The sequence below is a fragment of the Rhodobacter sp. P2_H5 genome (assembly GCF_056403335.1).
The window spans coordinates 221,062-238,712 of sequence record NZ_JBFUFS010000005.1; the positions used below are offsets into that span (position 1 = coordinate 221,062).

Sequence of the window (17,651 nt, forward strand, 5' to 3'; positions counted from 1 at the left end):
TGCCTATGCCATCCGGTCCTCGCGGAGTAAATCCTGATCCAGCACACAATCCTGCGTCGTTTCCTGCGCGACGGGCTGGCGGACGGGCCACAAGGGATGCGGCACCGGGTCCTTGGCGCGCAAGAAGTAGCGGCGGATCACCTCGGCATAGCTGGAATAGACATAGGCATCGTTGCGCCGCAGGTAATGCGCCCGGCGCGAGGCGTAGAGCGCCGGCAGCTTGTACCACGACACCTGCGGGTGCATGTGGTGGACGACATGCAGATTGTTGTTGAGAAACAACAGGGAAAGCGGCCCGCGATCCTCGACGATCACGGTGCGGGCGCGGCAGGCGGCATGGGCGCGATGCTCCAGAAAGGTGCGGATCTTGAGAAGGGCAAAGCCCAGATAAAGCGCCACGAGATAGACCCAGACCGGCATCGCCACCCAGTGCAGCCAGAAAAGAACCGGCAACAGCCCGAGAAGATTGAGCCCCCAGGCCGCAAGGACGGCCCGGTCCCCACGTCGGGCCAACCCGATATCCTTGGCCACGAAGACCCAGGTGCCGATGACCGGACCAAGCAGAACGCGGCCCAGCAGGGTGTTGTTGGCCCGCAGCAAGGCCCGCAGCGGCGCGGGCAGCCGGGCCCAGACCTCAGGGTTGAAATAATTCGATTCCGGGTCATCATAGGGGTCGGTCAGCGCCGGGTCATGGTGGTGCTGCAGATGGGTCGCGCGAAACCGCCGGTAGGGCACGAAGACCGCCAGCGCCGGAAAGACCAGCGCCTCGTTCAGCAGCGGGCTGCGAAACGGGTGGTCATGCAGCGCCTCGTGCTGCAGCGAGGAGAATTGCGCGATGGCGATCCCGGCGAGCAGAACCGACCAGAGCATGCTTTGCGTCCAGAGTGCGGTACCCATGCCCCATACAGAATAGGTCAATGCCAGCAAGATCAGGGTGGGCCATTCAATTTCTCTTTGCTTTGCGGGCATTTGCTACTCCGGTCCTTAACATAGATTAGCACTTGCCAGACCTGTGCGGAATTCAGAGAATACGCAAGAAAAGATCACCAATGTTCTGTAAAATCACCAGATGCCCGATATGATCGACAAACGCGACCGCGCCACCCTGTTCCGCAGCCGGCTCGCCCAGGCGATGGCCCAGGCCGGCATCAGCCAATCCGGCCTCGCGCGGCAGGCCGGGCTGGACCGCTCGACCATCTCGGCGCTGCTGGCGCCGGGGACGCGGCTGCCCAATGCCCAGGCCGCCGCCGATTGCGCGCTGAGCCTCGGCGTTTCGACCGACTGGCTCTTGGGCCTGACCGACCGCCCCTTGCCACCCGACCGCCTCGCCGAAGAGGCGGTCACCCTGGTCCCGGCCCCGCGCGCGCTCTTTGACGACGAGATCTTCGGCTGGCACCGCGCCGCCGCCGGAACCAAGATCCGCCATGTCCCCGCCACCCTGCCCGACCTTCTGAAAACCCGCGAGGTGGTGGAGTGGGAGTATGACACCGCCCTCGGCCAGGATGCCGTCGGGGCGATCGAAACCTTCGAGGCGCAGCGCGCCTGGCTCAAGGCCGCCCATTCCGACTTTGAAATCGCCCTGCCGCGCCATGAGCTGGTGAGTTTTGCCGCCGGCACCGGCTATTGGACCGGCCTGCCGCGCGCCCTGCGCCGGGCGCAGATCGATGAGCTGATCAGCCTGACCGAGGCGCTGTATCCCGCGCTTCGGCTCTATCTGTTTGACGCGCGGCGGGTGTTTTCGGCGCCGGTCACGATCTTTGGCTCGGACCGGGCCGTGGTCTATCTCGGGCGGCAGTACCTGGTGTTTTCCGACCCGGTCAAGGTGGCCGAAGTCTCGCGCCACTTTGACTGGCTGGTGCGCGAATCCGGCCATTCGGCGCGCGACACGCCGGGGCTCTTGCGCGGGCTTGCGGTCTAAAGCCTAGTAAACCTTAAGCTTTGCGACATCGTAGCCGTTGAACTCCAGAATGTCGCGCGCGGCGTTCAGCCGGTCTTGCGGCAGATGCGCCTCGCGGTTCAGGATCATGCCGAAGTGGCCCGAGGGCTGGCCCACCACCATGGTCCGGTTGTCGGCATCGACCCAGAGGATCCAGAAAGGCCCGACGCCGGGCAGGTCAAACCGCCCCGGCACCGCGGCCGCCATCGGCCCCGCCCCGCTTTTCATCCCCGACGGCAGGCAAAGCGCGTATTGCGTCTGTGCGCCGATCTGCATCGAGCCGCCACTGCAGGCCGCGCCAAAGCCCGCCACCTGGGTCCAGTGCCCGGCGATCCGCCCCGGCGCGAAGCCCGCGATCGAATAGACTTGGCGCGAGGTGTCGCGGTAAACCGGCTCCACCACGGGTTTGGGCGCGCAGGCGGCCAGAAGCAGGGCGAAGGGCAACAGGCGTTTCATTGCAGGCACAGGGTAACCTCGGTTCCGTCGGCCTGCAGGATGTCATTGCAGCCGACCAGGGGGGTGATGGGCGAACAGGTGCCCGAACGGGCAAGGCATTCGCCCTGACAATCGCGTTTGCTGTGGCAGGCCTTGCCGGCATCCCTGGTGCGATGCACGCAGATCCGCCCGCTGGAGCCTGGCATCTCGGCCCATTGCCCACCCGCCTTCTCGCACAGCGCCTGTTCGGGGGGAATGGGCTTTGGCGCGGCCTGTGGTGCAGGGGTTTGGGCCGGGGTATCGGTGGCCGCCGTATCGGCCGGGCGCAGCTTGGGGCGCGGGGTGGACGGGTCGGGGACCTGAACCGTCACGGCAGATTTGCCCGGCGCGGCTGAGGCGCTGGCGGCGGGCGTGCCGGTCGCTGGCCCCTCCAGCGGGGTGACCGCAATCGCCTCGCCGGTGATCGGCGTCGTCGTCTCGGCTGCCGCCTCGCCCGCAGCCGCGGCCGGCGCCTTTGGTGCGGGCTTTTGCGGCAGCTGCATCTGGCAGGCGGCCAGCAGGGTCAGAAGAACGCAAATTCGGGCCAGCAGGCGCATCATGGTCTCGATCCTGTCTCGGCAAAGGTCCGGGCGGTCAATAGGGCTGCGGGTGGGCGCGGTGGGCGGTGGAAATCTCGGCCAGCACCTCGGGCGAGAGGGTCACTTGCGTGAGGTTGTTGGCCAGCTGCGCGGTGCTGGTGGCGCCCACGATCGGGATCGTGGGGAAAGGCCGGCTGCGGCAGAAGGCCAGCGCCATCTGGCAGGGGTCGAGCCCGTGGCGCTTGGCGATGTCCAGATAGGCCTGGGCGGCGGGGAAAAGCCGCGGCGTGATGCGCCCGCTCAGCTGCGGGTTCAGCGACCGGCGCGAGCCTTCGGGCGTGACGTCGCCCTGATACTTGCCCGACAGGATCCCGCAGGCCAGCGGCGAGAAGGCCAGAAGCGGCATCTCCTCCAGCACCGAGAATTCGGCCCAATCGGTGTCGAACTGGCGGCAGAGCAGCGAGTATTCGTTCTGCACCGAGGCCATGCGCGGCAATCCGTGCTTGTCGGCGAGCGAGAGCCACTTGGCCGCGCCCCAGACCGTATCATTGGAAAGTGCAATGTGGCGGATCTTGCCCTCGGCGATCAGCTGGGCCGAAAGCTCAAGGATTTCCAGCATATGCGCTTCGATCTTCACGCGATCTCCCTTGCGGGGGTCAAAGCGCCACATGTTGCGAAAGTGATAGTGTTGGCGGTTCGGCCAGTGGAGTTGGTAAAGGTCGATATAGTCGGTCTGCAGCCGCGTCAGGCTGGCCTCGACCGCTTGCCGCATCGTGGCCGCGGTCAGGGGGGCGCCCTCGCGCACCGCCGCCTGACCCGAGCCGCAGACCTTGCTGGCCAGCACGATATCTTCCCGCCGGCCGCGCGCGGCGAACCAGGCACCGACGATCTCTTCGGTGCGGCCCACGGTTTCCTTGGCGACCGGGTTGACCGGGTACATCTCGGCGGTGTCCCAGAAATTCACCCCGCGCTCCAGCGCCAGATCCATCTGGGCGTGGCCCTCGGCCAGGGTGTTCTGGCTGCCCCAGGTCATGGTGCCAAGGCAAATCTCGGAGACTTTGATCCCGGTCCGCCCCAAATCAATCTGCTGCATCGCTCGCCTCACCCCTGTCCGACGTCGCGCCACGCTAGGGCCTGCGGCGGCGGAAGGAAAGCCAATGGGATTGAGAACATTGCGCGAACATCCTAAACTTGAGCATGGCCTTGCCGATTCTCCATATCCCAGATGGGCGCCAGCCCTGGCCCGTGCAGGCTTTGCCCGGCGCGCTGTGGCGCGACTTTGGCCTGGGGCTGGCGCGCGGACGGGTGCATGAGATCTGCGGCCCGGCGCGCACCACTTTGGCGGCGCTGATCCTGGGCGAAAGTCAGGGGCCGGTGATCTGGATCGGCCCGGGCTGGCTGCCCGAACGGCTTTATCCTGCGGGCCTGGCCGAACTGGCCGACCCCGGGCGGATCATCTTTGCCCGGGCGCGCCGGCCCGAGGATCTGCTCTGGTCGATGGAGGAGGCGCTGCGTTCCGGTGCGGCCCCCCTGGTGCTGACCGATCTCATCGCTCCGCCCGGCCTGACCCCGGTGCGCCGCCTGCATCTGGCCGCCGAAGCCGGGGCCGAGGCCGCCCGCCATGCCGGGCGCCTGCCGCCGCTGGGCCTGCTGCTGACCCCCGAACGGGGTGGCGCGCAGGGGGTGGAAAGCCGCTGGCACATGGAAGCCGCCCCGAGCGGCACCACCCTGATCACCCGGCGCAGCGCCTGGGTCCTGCGCCGCCTGCGCGCCCGCATGGCGCCCGAAGCCGCCTTTCATCTGCGGCGCGAAGCCCCTGATCTGATGGACGATCTGGCCCAAGGCACTGCGGCGCGTCTGGAGGCGTCGCTTTTCTCCGACAACACCGCATAGTGACCGCCGCCCGGGCCGATCCGTGCTACCCTGCGGCAAGGAGATCCCATGCGCCTGATTCCAGCCCTTTTTCTGCTTCTGTCAGCCCCGATCCTGACACTGCAGGCCGCGAGCGCCGCGCCCTCGGCCTATCATCTGCAGCCCGAGCTTTCGTCGGTCGGCTTCGAGACCGATTTCGGCCCCGACAAGATCAGCGGCACCATGCCGGTGGCCAAGGCCGACCTGACGCTGGATTTCGCCAATGTCGCGGCTTCCAAGGTCAAGGTCACGCTGAACGCCGCCGGGGCCGAGGCGAGCTTTCCCTTTGCCAGCCAGGCGATGCGCGGGCCGAAAGTGCTTGATGTGGCAGAGTTTCCCGAGATTTCCTTCGTCTCGACCGGGGTGAAGGCCGAAGCCCAGGGCGCCACCGTCACCGGCAATATCACCATCCGCGGCGTCACCCAGCCGACCAGTTTCCACGCCGAGATCTACCGCCAGCAGGGCACCGTCGAGGGCGACCTCAGCCATCTGACCATCCGCCTGACCGGGGCTGTCGCCCGCAGCGCCTTTGGTGCGCAGGGCTGGCGCGACATGGTGGGCGATCAGGTCCGGCTGAACATCTTGGCCCGGATCGAAAAAGCGAATTGAGATGCTGCGCAACGATGCCACCCATTTCGGCCTGATCAGCCGGCTGATCCATTGGGCCATGGCGGCGCTGATCCTGGCCCTTCTGGTTCTGGGCACAAGGCTCGCCAGCATCCAGCCCGGCCTTGCCAACCTCTGGCTTTACGGGCTGCACAAGACCATGGGGCTGACGGCGCTGCTGCTGGTGGCCCTGCGGCTGGTCTGGCACCGGATCAGCCCGCCCCCTGCCCCGCTCGGCCCGCCGCGGGCCTGGGAGACGCGGGCGGCGAAGGCCGTGCATCACCTGACTTACGTCCTTCTGGTCGCCATTCCGCTTTCGGGCTGGGCCTATGCCTCGACCACCGGGCTCGACATCCTTTTCGCCGACCGCTGGGTCATCCCGCCGATCGCCCCGGTCTCGGAGGCCTGGGAGAATGTGGGCCTGCTGGTCCATTCGATCCTGACCAAGCTGCTGATGGCGGTCCTTGTCGTGCATGTCGCAGGCGCGCTCCGCCGCGGGCTGAAGCGCGACGGCACGATCCGGCGGATGACGACAGGCTAGGATGCCGGGCTAGATCTTCGGCTTCTTGGCCGATTTCTGCGTCAGCATCTTCCAGATCATGTGGAGGATCAGCAAGAGGGCCAGCCCGGTGATCGACGATCCGGTGATGCCGCCGATCTCCTCGCCCTTCTTCATCATCTTCACCAGGGCCTCGGTGCGTTCCTTCTTGGCGGTGTCGGGCTTGCTCTCCTTCTCAATCCGGGCCAGCGTGGTCGGGATCCAGGGCGGGGCGCCGACATCCTTGGCCACCGTCCGGGTCGCCTTGATCACGCCATCGGGGTCCTTTGCGAAGTCCATGTCGGCGACCTTGGAGGCCTTGCGCAAGGCCCCCTCCACCGCCAGCATCGAGGTCACCACATCGTCAAGCCAGATCAGCCCGGCTTGTAGTTCCGGGCTCAAGGTCTCGGCCGCCGCCGTGCCGGACAGCTTGCAGATCGCCGCATGGCGTTTGAGCCAGTTGTGCACCTTGACCGCGGCGGCATGGGCTTTTTCGGGGTCCACGCTGACCGGGGCCTTGGCCGCGATCTTCTTCAATTCGCCCTGCAGGGTGGTCAGGGCACGATCCGCCTCGGCCAATTCCTTGGCAACCGAGGCCTCAAGGGAGGATGACATCACAGGCTCCAAAATCAGTGTGAAAATCAACTTCTGAATGTAGTGAGCCTAGCAGTGCCCCCGCCACCTCGCAAGATTGTGACCGGGGTCAGGCCGCGACACCCGGATCAGCCGCATAAGAGTGACCTGCATCAAGGTGACAGCCGCTGGGACGTGGCAAAGCTCGGGCAGATTTCAGGGTCAGGAGACCATCATGCAGATCAGTTTCACCGGAAAGACCGCCCTTGTCACCGGCGCAGGCTCGGGCATCGGCGCGGCCATCGCGCTCAGCCTGGCCGAGGCTGGCGCCCGGGTCGTGGTCAGCGACCTCAACCTCGACCATGCCACGGCGGTCGCGGCCAGGATCACGGCAGCGGGCGGGCTGGCCCATGCGGCGGGGGGCGATGTCTCCGACCCCGAGGTGGTCCGGTCGCTGGTGGCCTTGGCGGTGGAAAAGGGCGGCGCCCTGTCGCTGCTGGTCAACAATGCCGGCATCGGCGGCCCGCAGGCGCCGGTCGGGGAATACCCGTTGGACGGCTGGAAACAGGTGATCGACGTCAACCTGAACGCCGTCTTCTACGGCATGCGCTTTGCCATCCCCGAGATGCTGAAGACCGGGGGCGGCGCCATCGTCAACATGGCCTCGATCCTCGGCAGCGTCGGCTTTGCGGGGGCTTCGGCCTATGTCGCGGCCAAGCACGCCATCCTCGGCCTGACCCAGAATGCGGCACTGGAATATACCGCCAAGGGCATCCGCACCAATGCCGTCGGCCCCGCCTTCATCGACACGCCGCTTCTGTCGGCCTTGCCGCCCGAAGCCAAGGCCGGGCTGGTGACCCTGCACCCGATCGGGCGGCTCGGCACTTCGCAAGAGGTGGCCAATCTGGTCCTCTTCCTTCTCTCGGATCAGGCGAGCTTCATTTCGGGCAGTTATCACCTTGTTGATGGCGGCTATACGTCGCAATAGCCTTAGCTCTGGCCCTTCGCTCCGGCCCGCGTTAAATGGGCGCGAACGGTTCAAGGGGCGCGACATGGCTCGGATTCTCATCACTTCTGCCATTCCCTATATCAACGGGATCAAGCATCTGGGCAATCTGGTCGGAAGCCAGCTGCCCGCCGACCTTTTCGCCCGCTACATGCGCGCGCGGGGCCATGAGGTCATGTTCATCTGTGCCACCGACGAACATGGCACCCCGGCCGAGCTTGCCGCCGCCAAGGCCGGCAAGCCGGTCGAGGCCTATTGCGCCGAGATGCACGAGGTTCAGGCCGAGATTGCCAAGGGCTTCCGGCTGTCCTTCGACCATTTCGGCCGCTCCTCCAGCCAGCGCAATCACAAGCTGACCCAGCATTTCGCCGGAGTCCTCGATGCACAGGGCCTGATCCGCGAAGTGTCGGAAAAGCAGGTCTATTCGGTGGACGACGGCCGCTTCCTGCCCGACCGCTATATCGAAGGCACCTGCCCGAACTGCGGCTATCCTTCGGCGCGCGGCGACCAGTGCGACAATTGCACCAAGCAGCTGGACCCGACCGATCTGATCAACCCTCATTCCACCATTTCGGGTTCCACCAATCTGGAAGTGCGCGAAACCAAGCACCTGTACCTCATGCAGCGCACGCTCCGCGACAAGCTGGAGGCCTGGATCGACTCCAAGACCGACTGGCCGATCCTGACCACCTCGATCGCCAAGAAATGGCTGAACGACGGCGACGGTCTGCAGGACCGCGGCATCACCCGCGATCTGTACTGGGGGATTCCGGTCAAGAAGGGCGATCAGCCCTGGCCGGGGATGGAGGGCAAGGTTTTCTACGTCTGGTTCGACGCCCCCATCGAATATATCGCCGGCACCGCCGAATGGGCCGATGCCAATGGTCTGGGCGATGACGCCTGGGAACGCTGGTGGCGCACCGACAAGGGCGCCTCGGACGTGACCTATTACCAGTTCATGGGCAAGGACAACGTGCCCTTCCACACCCTGTCCTTCCCGGCGACGATCCTGGGAAGCGGCGAACCCTGGAAGCTGGTCGATTACCTCAAGTCCTTCAATTACCTGAACTATGACGGCGGCCAATTCTCCACCTCGCGCGGGCGTGGGGTCTTCATGGATCAGGCGCTGTCGATCCTGCCGTCGGATTACTGGCGCTGGTGGCTGCTGAGCCATGCGCCGGAATCCTCGGATGCCGAATTCACCTGGGAGAATTTCCAGGCCTCGGTCAACAAGGACCTGGCCGACGTTCTGGGCAACCTCGTCAGCCGGGTGACCAAATTCGCCAAGGCGAAATTTGGCGAGACGATCCCGGCGGGCGGCGCCTTCGGCCCGCAAGAGGCGGCGCTGATCGCCGATCTCGGCGCCCGCATCCGCGAGTATGAGACGCTGATGGAGGCGATGGAGGTCCGCAAGGCCGCAGCCGAGTTGCGTGGCATCTGGGTCGTCGGCAACGAATACCTGCAAGCGGCAGCCCCCTGGACCGTGGTCAAGACCGATCCGGAAAAGGCGCAGGCGATGATCCGCCTCGCGATCAACCTGATCCGGATCTATGCGATCCTGTCGCAGCCCTTCATACCGGACGCCTCGGCCACGATGATGACCGCCTTGGGCTGCACCGACTGGACCTGGCCCAGCGATGTCTCGGCCGCGATCCGCGCGCTGGAGCCGGGCCAAAGCTTTGCCGTGCCGGAAAACCTGTTCCGCAAGATCACCGACGAGGAACGCGTGGAGTGGCAGACCAAGTTTGCCGGGGTCCGCACCTGAAACGAGAACGGCCGCAGAGCGCTCTGCGGCCGTTTTGGTTCAAGGGCCTTGCTCTCAGAACAGGCCCATCAGCTTGAGGCTGACCAGCACCAGGATCAGCGCCAGAAGGATGCGCAGCGCGCGTTCCGGCAGGCGCGGCGCCAGCATCGAGCCGATGATGATGCCGGGGATCGAGCCGAAAAGCAGCGTCACCAGAAGCATCCAGTCAACATCGCCCAGATACCAGTGACCCAGACCCGAGATCAGCGTCAGGGGCACCGCATGGGCGATATCGGAGCCGACGATGCGCAGGGTCGGCAGGCGCGGATACAAGACCAGAAGCGCCGTCACCCCGATGGCCCCTGCCCCGACCGAAGTCGTGGTGACCAGGATGCCCAGCACCACGCCTGTCACGACGGTCAAGGCCGTGACCATCCCGTCATTTGTCGTGCTGACCCGACCGGCGAAGAACGCCACGATCTGCGCCCGGAACATCAGAGTCGCCGCCGTGACCAGAAGCACCGCCCCCAGCATGAAGGCCAGAACGCCGCCCTTGCTGGAATGGATCTCGAAAGCCTGCATGACGGCAAAGGTCGCCAGCGTCGCCGGGACCGAACCTATGGCCAGCCGCCGCACGATCCGCCAATCCACCGATTTGTTGCGGCCATGCACCGCCGTGCCGACCGATTTGGTCGCCGCTGCGTAAAGCAGATCGGTGCCGACCGCCGTCGCCGGATGGATGCCGAAGAGCAGCACCAAGAGCGGCGTCATCAGCGACCCGCCGCCCACGCCCGTCAGGCCCACGATGATGCCGACGGCGAGGCCGGAGAGTGAAAAGAGAAAATTTATGTCGCCAAAGCTCATGAAACGCGAGTCTCCCTGCTGTCGGAGGGCAGATTCCCGACACGGCATGGTGCTGTCAATCTAAAGGCGTAATCTCGATAGAATTTACAGAGATTGCGTGGTTTGCCGCCCACAACACGGGCAATGTGAAAAAACCGGTAACCCGCCCTGCATTTTGTTCAGATGCAGCGTCTTGCAGCTTCTGTTACACTGCAGCAAAGGAGCCGGCATGAACGATACGGTCAAATTTGTCTCGCGCGGTGTGGCGCATGTCAGCGTGGCCTCAGGGGCCCGGGCGCAGAACGTCACCTTTGTGCTTTTGCCCAAATTCACCATGCTGGCCTTCTCCTCGGCGATCGAGCCTTTGCGGATGGCCAACCAGCTGACCGGGCAGGTTCTGTTCCGCTGGCAGGTCCTGTCGGATGACGGTGCGCCGGTGGCCTGTTCCAATGGCGTGCCGATCATGGTCGAGGGCGCCTGGCCCGAGGCGCAGCCCGAAGGCATCGTTCTGGTCGTCTCGGGGGTGGAGCCCGAGGGCAAGGCCACGGCGGCGCTTGGCGATTGGCTGCGCGGGCTGTGGCGGCGCGGGCGCGTGGTGGGCGGTCTGTGCACCGGGGCCTATGCCCTGGCCACGGCGGGGATTCTCAAAGGCCGGCGCTTTACGCTGCATTGGGACAATATCCCGGGTTTTGCCGAGCTTCACCCCGACATGAGCCCGGCGCGCCAGGTCTTTTGCATCGACGACCGGGTGATGACCTGCGCCGGCGGGGTGGCGGCGGCCGACCTGATGCTGAAGCTGATCGCCGACCGGCATGGCGCGGCCTTGGGGCAAGAGGTCATGAACATGTGCCTTCTGACCCAAAGGCGGGATGAGGCCGACCAGCAGACCACCTCGCTGGCCGCGCGTCTGGGCACGCGCCACGAGAAGCTCTTGCAGGCGGCGGCTTTCCTGGAGGCGCGGATCGAGGAGGATTTCGACCTTGATGCCTGCGCCACCCATCTGAGCCTGTCGCGCCGCCAGATCGAGCGGCTGTTCTCGGCCCATCTCGGCATCACGCCGGTGCGCTACATGAACGATCTGCGACTGGCGCGCGGGCGGGCTCTGCTCGCGGAAACCGACATGAAGGTGACCGAGGTGGCGGTGGCCTGCGGTTTCGCCTCGGCCTCGCATTTCTCCAAGAGTTTCCGCAAGAAATATGGCGTCTCGCCTTACCGCTTCTCGCATTTCGGCGTTGCGGCTTAGGAAATTGCGCGCCTGCGGCGCAGGTCTGTTTCTCGCCTCTGGCCTGCGGCCAACCGGCTCGGGGTTTCGCCTCCGGCGGGAGTATTTGGGCAAAGCGCAAAGGGGCTGAGGCTTGCTTGGGCGGAGGGCGGGCGGTATGGAGTGGCCGAAGTGAAAGGGTTTGCCATGCCGATGTTCTTCTCGACCCAGGATGATGATTTCGAAAGCCGGTTTGCGGCGCTTCTGGGGATGAAGCGGGAAGAGGCGGAGGATGTCGATCTGGCGGTGGCGGGGATCATCGCGGATGTCCGGGCGCGCGGCGATGCCGCCGTGCTGGAGCTGACGGCGCGGTTTGACCGGCTGGAGCTGACCGCCGCGTCGCTGGCCTTTACGCCAGAGGAAATGGCGGCGGAATGCGCCAAAGTCTCCGACGCCGACCGCGCGGCGCTGGAACTCGCGGCGGCGCGGATCCGGGCCTATCATGAGAAGCAGATGCCGCAGGATGCGTCCTGGACCGATGCGGCGGGGGCGAGCCTCGGCTGGCGCTGGACGCCGGTTTCGGCGGCGGGGCTTTATGTGCCGGGGGGGCTGGCCTCTTATCCCTCCTCGGTGCTGATGAATGCCATTCCGGCCAAGGTGGCGGGGGTCGAGCGGTTGGTGATCGCTTGCCCGACACCGGTCGGGGTGGTCAATCCGCTGGTTCTGCTCGCGGCGGAGATTGCCGGAGTGGACAAGGTGTACCGGATCGGCGGGGCGCAGGCGATTGCGGCGCTGGCCTATGGCACCGAGACGATTGCCCCGGTCGACAAGATCACCGGGCCGGGCAATGCCTATGTGGCGGCGGCCAAGCGCCGGGTCTTTGGCCGGGTCGGCATCGACATGATCGCAGGACCTTCCGAGATCCTGGTGATCGCCGACCGCGACAACAATCCGGATTGGGTGGCGCTGGATCTGCTCTCTCAAGCCGAGCATGACGAAAGCGCGCAGGCGATCCTGATCACCGATGACGCGGAGTTTGGCCAGGCGGTGGCGGCGGCGGTGGCCAAGCGGCTGGAAACGCTGGAGCGGCGGGCGATTGCCGGCGCCTCCTGGGCGCAGAACGGGGCGGTGATCACGGTGCGCGATCTGGCCGAGGCGGCGGCGCTGTCGAACCGGGTGGCGCCCGAGCATCTGGAGCTTTGTGTGGCAGATCCCGAGGGTCTGGCCGAAAAGATCACCCATGCCGGGGCGATTTTCCTTGGGGCATGGACTCCGGAAGCGATCGGCGATTACGTTGGCGGGCCGAACCATGTGCTGCCCACGGCACGTTCGGCGCGGTTTTCCAGCGGATTGTCGGTGATGGATTTCGTCAAGCGCACCACGATGGCCAAGATGACGCCGGAGGCCTTGGCTGCCATCGGGCCGGCGGCCGAACGGCTGGCGATCTCGGAAAGCCTTGAGGCGCATGGGCTTTCGGTCCGCGCCCGACTGGATGCCTTGAATGGGGGGCAAAGATGACCAACCGTCTCTGTGCGATCGAGATTGACGACAAGGGCCTGACCCCGCCGACCGCCGAGGTCGACCAGGAGCGCAAGGTCGCGATTTTCGACCTTCTGGAGGACAACTCCTTCTCGATCCCGCGCGCCGCCGAATTCCCCGGCCCCTACAGGCTGGATCTGGCAATCCGCGACGGGCGGCTGGTCTTTGGCATTGCCGACGAACCGGGCCGCCCGGTGGCGGAGTTTCATTTGTCGATGGGGCCGTTCCGCCAGGTGGTGAAGGATTACTTCCAGATCTGCGAAAGCTATTTCGAGGCGGTCAAGCGCCTGCCCCCGAGCCAGATCGAGGCGATCGACATGGCGCGGCGTGGCATCCACAACGAGGGCGCCCGCGTGCTGCAGGAACGGCTGGAGGGCAAGGCCCTGGTCGATGGCGCCACCGCCCGGCGGCTGTTCACCCTCATCTGCGTGTTGCACTGGGGCTGACGCATGGGCAAGCTCCCCTCTGCCGTGCTGTTTTGCTGCGATCACAATGCGGTGCGGTCGCCCATGGCCGAGGGGATCATGAAGAAGCTGTACGGACAGAAGATCTATGTCCAGTCGGCCGGCGTGAAGAACGACATGGAGATCGACGGGTTCTCGATCGCCGTCTGCGAAGAGATCGGGGTGGAACTGGCCCGCCACCGCTCGCGCTCTTTCGAGGAGATGCAGCAATGGGGCGACGATCTGGGGCAATATGACCTGATCATCGCCCTGTCGCCCGCCAGCCAGCGCATGGCGCTGGATCTGACGCCGCATTACCACATCGACGTCGAATACTGGCCGATCCTCGACCCGACGGGTCTGGGCGACCAGCGCGAGGCCAAGCTTGCGGCCTATAGGCAGGCGCGCAACCAGATCCGCGAGCGGATGCTGGCGCGCTTTGGCCCGCCCGAGGCGCCTCAGGCCGGTTGAGCGACCAGCGCCTGCAGATTGTCCTCGATCCAGGCGGAGAGGTTGAGGACGCGGGTCGCAACCTCGGCCCCGAGCGGGGTCAGCGTGTAATCGACATGAGGCGGCACCACGTCGCGCGCCTCGCGCAGGACGAGATGGTCGGATTCGAGCACCTGCAGCGTCTGGGCCAGCATCCTTTCGCTGATCCCGTCGACCCGGCGCCGCACCTGGGCAAAGCGCAGGGTGCCATCGGCCAGTGCGATCAGCACCAGAGCCCCCCAGCGCGAGGTGACATGCTGCAGGATCTGCCGCGACGGGCAATCGGCGGCCAGGACATTGCCCCGCATCAGATTACGTGCGGCAGCGGACAGATCATTGTGCGTCATTGCTGGATACTTACCAAAATGTGGGTTCTTCCCTTTCATTAGTATAGGCGTAGGCTCGTCCCGTCAACCAAGGGAGACTTCCATGACCTATGCCATCACCGGGGCCACCGGCCAGCTTGGCCGCCTCGCCCTCGCCGCCCTGAAGGCCAAGGGCGGCACTGCCATCGCACTTGTCCGCGATCCGGCCAAGGCCGCCGACCTCGGCGTCGAGGCCCGCGCCTTCGACTACAAGAAACCTGACGCGATGAAAGCGGCGCTGCAGGGCGTAACCACGCTGGTGCTGATTTCCTCCAACGATTTCGACGACCGCGCCGGCCAGCACAAGGCGGTGATCGACGCTGCCAAGGCCGCGGGTGTCGGGCATGTGGTCTATACCTCGATCCTGAAGGGCACCGAGAATCCGATGATCCTCGCCGCCGATCACAAGGTGACCGAGGCCTATCTGAAAGCCTCCGGCCTGCCCCATACCGTGCTGCGCAACGGCTGGTACACCGAGAATTACACCGGGTCGCTGGCCGGTTCGGTCGCGCATGGCGCGATGGTCGGGTCATCGGGGTCGGGTCGCATCTCTGCCGCCGCCCGCAAGGATTATGCCGAGGCGATTGCGGCTGTGCTGCTCGACCCGGCCAAGCTGGGCCAGGTTTATGAACTGGCCGGCGACACCGCCTTCACCATGGACGACATGGCCGCGGTCGTCTCGTCCAAAGTCGGCAAGACCATTCCCTATCATTCGCTGCCCACGGCGGAATATGCCAAGATCCTGGAAAGCTTCGGCCTGCCGGCTGGGTTTGCTTCCGTTCTGGCCGATTGCGACGACCAGGCCTCGCGCGGGGCGCTGTTTGACGACAGCAAGACCCTGTCGGCCCTGATCGGCCACCCGACCACGCCGATGGCGGTGACGGTGGTTGAGGCGCTGTCCTGACACGGAGCGCCCCTGCCCGACCCCGGGGCGCTGCCCCGGGCCCCGGGATATTTGGACCAAAATGAAAGGGCTTAGCGGCCGTGCGTGCGGTCGTAGCCGTTGGCTCCGGGGGGCTGCCAGCCTGCCGGGGCGTTTTGCGGTTTGAAGACTTCGACCAGCAGCGGGTGGCAGGCGGCGGTGTCGGAGGAATGCTCGGAGGAACAATCGCCGCCCGGGCAGGCCGAGAGGCCGCCGATCAGATCGATTTCGGCGAAGAACTCCAGATAGTCGCCGGGGCGGACCGGGCTCGCCTTCATGAAATACTGCCCGGTATCGCGGGTGAAGCCGGTGCACATGAAGACATTGAGCACGTCATGCACCGCCAATTCGGCCAGATGCAGCGGCAGGCCCATGCGGTCTGCGAAGGCGCGGGTCAGGTTGGAATGGCAGCAATGGTGATACTGGCCGCCCGCCAGCAGGTTGTGGGTATAAGGGTCGCAGCGCGTGCCGATCACGTCATGGACGCCGCCGCCGAAGGCGTCGAAGCCGTACCAGTCCAGCGTATCCTCGGTGATCAGCGCCATCGGCCGCAGGTAAGGCAGGTTCGACCAGAGCCGGTCGCCCGCCGACAGATGGGTGCCATGCAGGGCGCGGGTCTTGCCGGAGAAGAAGCGTTCCGCCACATCCGCCGCCGACCACAGGTTGAGATCGCCGACCTGCGGCCCCTCGACACTGCTGATCCGGAAGAAATGCCCGGCCGGCACGTCAAAGCACACAGCCTCGCGCGCGGGGACCAGAACTTCGGCCACGCGGGTCCAGCCGTCGCGCGCCGCCAGATAGGGGCCAAGGTCGGGGGCGGACAGCCCCTCGACCGGGTAGCAGATGACCGGAGCCACCGCCTTGCGGGCGTCTCCGTCCAGCGGGGCCTTGTGGGCCGGGGCATCGGGTTTCATCGGGCCTCCTGTGACTGTCTGCCCCTTGATGCACAAATCCGGGCCATCTCTGCAAGAGAGATGGCCCGGAGGTCGGAGCGCACATGCCGCCGCTCAGGCCAGCACCTCCAGCCCGCGTTTCAGGGCCGATGCAAGGGGCACCGGCATCCGGCCCCGCGTCTCGGACAGGCGCTGCACCATGGCCGAGGGCTGCACCGCCCCCTTGCGCGCGTTGGAATGCTCTGCCGGCATCCGCAACACGCCATAGGTACGGCCGTCCTCGTCATTGCGGTAGGTCTCGCCCAGACGGTCGACCTTGTAGCCCATCTGGCGCAGCGCCCGCATCAGGTGCAGCGAGGACAGACAGATCATCTCCTCGCAGCCAAAGGGTCTGACGGTATCGACCAGCCCGTCCACGATCAGCCGCAGGCATTCGGCCCGCTCGGCATGGGTGGAAATGTCGCTGGCGATCACCAGCCGCGTGCATTCCCAGACCTTGGGCGAGGCGATGTCGACCGACATGATATGCGGCGGGATATGCTTGAGCTTGCCGGAATAGGCGTCGCGCAGCATGTAGGTATGCTCGCCCCAGGTCGCGGTGGTGGCCATGGCCCTTGCCCCGCCGATCACCCTGCCCTCGTGCAGGACGATCGAGTAATGCGCCATCGGTGTGTCGTACTGGTCCATTTCCACGGCGTCGTTGTGGGGCACATCCCACTTCAGCTCGTCCACGAAAACCTGCTTTCGCAGGGCCAGAAACTCGTAAAAGGCGCGACCATGGCGGTGCAGGTCAGAGAAGTCGAAGCGAACATTTTCCATATGAGTCCCTCAAGCGGAATGAAAGTGCAGTGGGACTCGTTCTAAACTGCCTCCAGTTGTGTGTAATGACCTATCACTTCCCGTGAAGGGAAAATCCCCCCGGGCGCGCCGCGCCGCCAATCTCGTTTCAAATGAGGCGGCGCGCCGAGGCGATGGAGAGCGCTTGCGGCAGGGTCTTGGCGCCGAGCTTCTTCTTGGCATTGTTCAGCCGCGCCTTCACGGCGCTTTCCGAAATGCCCAGATCACCCGCGATCTGCTTCAGCCGCATCCCGCCGGCCTGCATCTGCAGCGCCTCGATCTCGGCATTGGTCAGGCTCGGATCATCCGTCGTGCCCGAGTGCAGGCGCTTGACGATGTTGAGCAGGGTCGAGAGGTCCTGTTCCAGAAAATCGCGGTCGCCGCGGTAGAACAGCCCGTAGCTGCGCCGCCCACGGTCAGAGGGCGCCATGACCGAAATCACCGCGCCATGCGACAGGCCAAAGACCGCCGCCCGTGCCCGGACCTGATGCGGATCGGGCAGAACGATCTCGGCCATCCGGACGACGCCCGTGTTGGAATAGACCCACTTCATCGCCGGGTCATGCACGACCAGACCATTTGTCGTGTAAAATTCGATCCAATTTTGTGGCAAGGCGTTCAGTTCCTCCTCCGGAAAGGAAAAACCGACCCGCAAGGCCACATAGAACCCCGCGGGGGCGATCTGATCAATCTGATTTCGCATCGCCTGTAAGATTGCCATCTACTTTAAAACAGGTTGCCGTTCCTTGGGACACAAATTAACGTCGCGCCGTAACCAATGCCCGGTTTAAG

At 65.4% G+C, this 17,651-nt stretch carries 21 protein-coding genes; 11 read left to right on the forward strand and 10 right to left on the reverse strand.

The window, feature by feature from the left end:
• Positions 1 to 3 precede the first annotated feature (3 nt).
• Positions 4 to 897 (reverse strand): fatty acid desaturase, encoded by an 894-nt coding sequence (locus AC1DVR_RS08955; RefSeq protein WP_478000206.1) that lies wholly within the window; start codon positions 895 to 897, stop codon positions 4 to 6.
• 172 nt (positions 898 to 1,069) lie between these two features.
• Here AC1DVR_RS08955 and AC1DVR_RS08960 point away from each other — a divergent pair, with 172 nt between their 5' ends.
• On the forward strand, positions 1,070 to 1,918 hold the full coding sequence (locus AC1DVR_RS08960) for a helix-turn-helix domain-containing protein (protein WP_478000207.1): 849 nt from the start codon (positions 1,070 to 1,072) through the stop codon (positions 1,916 to 1,918).
• A gap of 3 nt (positions 1,919 to 1,921) precedes the next feature.
• Here AC1DVR_RS08960 and AC1DVR_RS08965 read toward each other — a convergent pair whose 3' ends face one another.
• From AC1DVR_RS08965 to AC1DVR_RS08975, 3 genes are read right to left on the reverse strand one after another with little or no spacing between them, the layout of a single operon-like run.
• On the reverse strand, positions 1,922 to 2,392 hold the full coding sequence (locus tag AC1DVR_RS08965; protein ID WP_478000208.1) for a lipocalin family protein: 471 nt from the start codon (positions 2,390 to 2,392) through the stop codon (positions 1,922 to 1,924).
• Positions 2,389 to 2,970 carry a hypothetical protein gene (locus AC1DVR_RS08970; RefSeq protein ID WP_478000209.1) on the reverse strand — a complete coding sequence of 194 codons (582 nt, stop codon included), beginning with the start codon at positions 2,968 to 2,970 and terminating at the stop codon, positions 2,389 to 2,391. The genes AC1DVR_RS08965 and AC1DVR_RS08970 overlap by 4 nt, the downstream gene beginning before the upstream one ends.
• A 34-nt stretch (positions 2,971 to 3,004) precedes the next feature.
• On the reverse strand, positions 3,005 to 4,042 hold the full coding sequence (locus AC1DVR_RS08975) for an aldo/keto reductase (RefSeq protein WP_478000210.1): 1,038 nt from the start codon (positions 4,040 to 4,042) through the stop codon (positions 3,005 to 3,007).
• Positions 4,043 to 4,146: 104 nt separating this feature from the next.
• On the opposite strand from AC1DVR_RS08975, the gene AC1DVR_RS08980 reads away from it, so the two are divergent.
• The 3 genes from AC1DVR_RS08980 to AC1DVR_RS08990 are packed head-to-tail and all read left to right on the forward strand — an operon-like array spanning position 4,147 to position 6,007.
• Positions 4,147 to 4,842 carry an ImuA family protein gene (locus AC1DVR_RS08980; RefSeq protein WP_478000211.1) on the forward strand — a complete coding sequence of 232 codons (696 nt, stop codon included), beginning with the start codon at positions 4,147 to 4,149 and terminating at the stop codon, positions 4,840 to 4,842.
• A 48-nt stretch (positions 4,843 to 4,890) separates the two neighbouring features.
• Entirely contained in the window at positions 4,891 to 5,469 is a 579-nt protein-coding gene (locus AC1DVR_RS08985; protein ID WP_478000212.1) for a YceI family protein, read from the forward strand.
• Between the two features lies 1 nt (position 5,470).
• Positions 5,471 to 6,007, forward strand: a complete 537-nt coding sequence (locus AC1DVR_RS08990) for a cytochrome b (protein ID WP_478000213.1) — start codon at positions 5,471 to 5,473, stop codon at positions 6,005 to 6,007.
• 9 nt (positions 6,008 to 6,016) lie between these two features.
• Here AC1DVR_RS08990 and AC1DVR_RS08995 read toward each other — a convergent pair whose 3' ends face one another.
• A complete protein-coding gene (locus tag AC1DVR_RS08995; protein WP_478000214.1) occupies positions 6,017 to 6,619 on the reverse strand; it encodes a hypothetical protein in 603 nt (200 codons plus the stop codon).
• A gap of 193 nt (positions 6,620 to 6,812) precedes the next feature.
• Here AC1DVR_RS08995 and AC1DVR_RS09000 point away from each other — a divergent pair, with 193 nt between their 5' ends.
• Together AC1DVR_RS09000 and metG are read left to right on the forward strand one after the other, a co-directional pair.
• Positions 6,813 to 7,565, forward strand: a complete 753-nt coding sequence (locus tag AC1DVR_RS09000) for an SDR family NAD(P)-dependent oxidoreductase (RefSeq protein ID WP_478000215.1) — start codon at positions 6,813 to 6,815, stop codon at positions 7,563 to 7,565.
• Positions 7,566 to 7,629: 64 nt separating this feature from the next.
• A complete protein-coding gene (gene metG, locus AC1DVR_RS09005; protein ID WP_478000216.1) occupies positions 7,630 to 9,348 on the forward strand; it encodes a methionine--tRNA ligase in 1,719 nt (572 codons plus the stop codon).
• A 54-nt stretch (positions 9,349 to 9,402) separates the two neighbouring features.
• On the opposite strand, the gene AC1DVR_RS09010 is transcribed toward metG, so the two are convergent.
• Positions 9,403 to 10,191, reverse strand: coding sequence for a sulfite exporter TauE/SafE family protein (locus AC1DVR_RS09010; RefSeq protein WP_478000217.1), 789 nt, complete (start codon positions 10,189 to 10,191; stop codon positions 9,403 to 9,405).
• A gap of 208 nt (positions 10,192 to 10,399) precedes the next feature.
• On the opposite strand from AC1DVR_RS09010, the gene AC1DVR_RS09015 reads away from it, so the two are divergent.
• From AC1DVR_RS09015 to AC1DVR_RS09030, 4 genes are all read left to right on the forward strand, one after another.
• The gene (locus tag AC1DVR_RS09015; protein ID WP_478000218.1) at positions 10,400 to 11,413 is read left to right on the forward strand and encodes a GlxA family transcriptional regulator; all 1,014 of its coding nucleotides are present in this window, start codon (positions 10,400 to 10,402) and stop codon (positions 11,411 to 11,413) included.
• Positions 11,414 to 11,578: 165 nt separating this feature from the next.
• Positions 11,579 to 12,889 carry a histidinol dehydrogenase gene (gene hisD, locus AC1DVR_RS09020; RefSeq protein ID WP_478000348.1) on the forward strand — a complete coding sequence of 437 codons (1,311 nt, stop codon included), beginning with the start codon at positions 11,579 to 11,581 and terminating at the stop codon, positions 12,887 to 12,889.
• Complete coding sequence (locus AC1DVR_RS09025) at positions 12,886 to 13,356, forward strand: UPF0262 family protein (RefSeq protein ID WP_478000219.1); 471 nt, start codon at positions 12,886 to 12,888, stop codon at positions 13,354 to 13,356. Before hisD ends, AC1DVR_RS09025 begins: the two co-directional genes overlap by 4 nt.
• Before the next feature lie 3 nt (positions 13,357 to 13,359).
• Positions 13,360 to 13,824, forward strand: a complete 465-nt coding sequence (locus AC1DVR_RS09030) for an arsenate-mycothiol transferase ArsC (protein WP_478000220.1) — start codon at positions 13,360 to 13,362, stop codon at positions 13,822 to 13,824.
• Here AC1DVR_RS09030 and AC1DVR_RS09035 read toward each other — a convergent pair.
• Positions 13,812 to 14,189 (reverse strand): winged helix-turn-helix transcriptional regulator, encoded by a 378-nt coding sequence (locus tag AC1DVR_RS09035; RefSeq protein WP_478000221.1) that lies wholly within the window; start codon positions 14,187 to 14,189, stop codon positions 13,812 to 13,814. The two genes, AC1DVR_RS09030 and AC1DVR_RS09035, sit on opposite strands and share 13 nt — an antisense overlap.
• A gap of 82 nt (positions 14,190 to 14,271) precedes the next feature.
• Between AC1DVR_RS09035 and AC1DVR_RS09040 the strand changes: the two genes are divergently transcribed.
• Positions 14,272 to 15,111, forward strand: a complete 840-nt coding sequence (locus AC1DVR_RS09040; RefSeq protein ID WP_478000222.1) for an SDR family oxidoreductase — start codon at positions 14,272 to 14,274, stop codon at positions 15,109 to 15,111.
• A gap of 71 nt (positions 15,112 to 15,182) precedes the next feature.
• On the opposite strand, the gene AC1DVR_RS09045 is transcribed toward AC1DVR_RS09040, so the two are convergent.
• The 3 genes from AC1DVR_RS09045 to AC1DVR_RS09055 form a co-directional block, all read right to left on the reverse strand.
• Positions 15,183 to 16,043, reverse strand: a complete 861-nt coding sequence (locus AC1DVR_RS09045; RefSeq protein WP_478000223.1) for an urea carboxylase-associated family protein — start codon at positions 16,041 to 16,043, stop codon at positions 15,183 to 15,185.
• Between the two features lie 93 nt (positions 16,044 to 16,136).
• Entirely contained in the window at positions 16,137 to 16,841 is a 705-nt protein-coding gene (locus AC1DVR_RS09050; RefSeq protein ID WP_478000224.1) for an acyl-homoserine-lactone synthase, read from the reverse strand.
• 127 nt (positions 16,842 to 16,968) lie between these two features.
• Positions 16,969 to 17,472, reverse strand: coding sequence for a helix-turn-helix transcriptional regulator (locus AC1DVR_RS09055; protein ID WP_478000225.1), 504 nt, complete (start codon positions 17,470 to 17,472; stop codon positions 16,969 to 16,971).
• Positions 17,473 to 17,651: the final 179 nt, after the last annotated feature.

Bases quoted from the DNA above. Each gene is read 5' to 3' on its own strand.
- AC1DVR_RS08955 (WP_478000206.1), bottom strand. From the start codon at position 897: ATGGGTACCGCACTCTGGACGCAAAGCATGCTCTGGTCGGTTCTGCTC.
- AC1DVR_RS08960 (WP_478000207.1), top strand. From the start codon at position 1,070: ATGCCCGATATGATCGACAAACGCGACCGCGCCACCCTGTTCCGCAGC.
- AC1DVR_RS08965 (WP_478000208.1), bottom strand. From the start codon at position 2,392: ATGAAACGCCTGTTGCCCTTCGCCCTGCTTCTGGCCGCCTGCGCGCCC.
- AC1DVR_RS08970 (WP_478000209.1), bottom strand. From the start codon at position 2,970: ATGATGCGCCTGCTGGCCCGAATTTGCGTTCTTCTGACCCTGCTGGCC.
- AC1DVR_RS08975 (WP_478000210.1), bottom strand. From the start codon at position 4,042: ATGCAGCAGATTGATTTGGGGCGGACCGGGATCAAAGTCTCCGAGATT.
- AC1DVR_RS08980 (WP_478000211.1), top strand. From the start codon at position 4,147: ATGGCCTTGCCGATTCTCCATATCCCAGATGGGCGCCAGCCCTGGCCC.
- AC1DVR_RS08985 (WP_478000212.1), top strand. From the start codon at position 4,891: ATGCGCCTGATTCCAGCCCTTTTTCTGCTTCTGTCAGCCCCGATCCTG.
- AC1DVR_RS08990 (WP_478000213.1), top strand. From the start codon at position 5,471: ATGCTGCGCAACGATGCCACCCATTTCGGCCTGATCAGCCGGCTGATC.
- AC1DVR_RS08995 (WP_478000214.1), bottom strand. From the start codon at position 6,619: ATGTCATCCTCCCTTGAGGCCTCGGTTGCCAAGGAATTGGCCGAGGCG.
- AC1DVR_RS09000 (WP_478000215.1), top strand. From the start codon at position 6,813: ATGCAGATCAGTTTCACCGGAAAGACCGCCCTTGTCACCGGCGCAGGC.
- metG (WP_478000216.1), top strand. From the start codon at position 7,630: ATGGCTCGGATTCTCATCACTTCTGCCATTCCCTATATCAACGGGATC.
- AC1DVR_RS09010 (WP_478000217.1), bottom strand. From the start codon at position 10,191: ATGAGCTTTGGCGACATAAATTTTCTCTTTTCACTCTCCGGCCTCGCC.
- AC1DVR_RS09015 (WP_478000218.1), top strand. From the start codon at position 10,400: ATGAACGATACGGTCAAATTTGTCTCGCGCGGTGTGGCGCATGTCAGC.
- hisD (WP_478000348.1), top strand. From the start codon at position 11,579: ATGCCGATGTTCTTCTCGACCCAGGATGATGATTTCGAAAGCCGGTTT.
- AC1DVR_RS09025 (WP_478000219.1), top strand. From the start codon at position 12,886: ATGACCAACCGTCTCTGTGCGATCGAGATTGACGACAAGGGCCTGACC.
- AC1DVR_RS09030 (WP_478000220.1), top strand. From the start codon at position 13,360: ATGGGCAAGCTCCCCTCTGCCGTGCTGTTTTGCTGCGATCACAATGCG.
- AC1DVR_RS09035 (WP_478000221.1), bottom strand. From the start codon at position 14,189: ATGACGCACAATGATCTGTCCGCTGCCGCACGTAATCTGATGCGGGGC.
- AC1DVR_RS09040 (WP_478000222.1), top strand. From the start codon at position 14,272: ATGACCTATGCCATCACCGGGGCCACCGGCCAGCTTGGCCGCCTCGCC.
- AC1DVR_RS09045 (WP_478000223.1), bottom strand. From the start codon at position 16,043: ATGAAACCCGATGCCCCGGCCCACAAGGCCCCGCTGGACGGAGACGCC.
- AC1DVR_RS09050 (WP_478000224.1), bottom strand. From the start codon at position 16,841: ATGGAAAATGTTCGCTTCGACTTCTCTGACCTGCACCGCCATGGTCGC.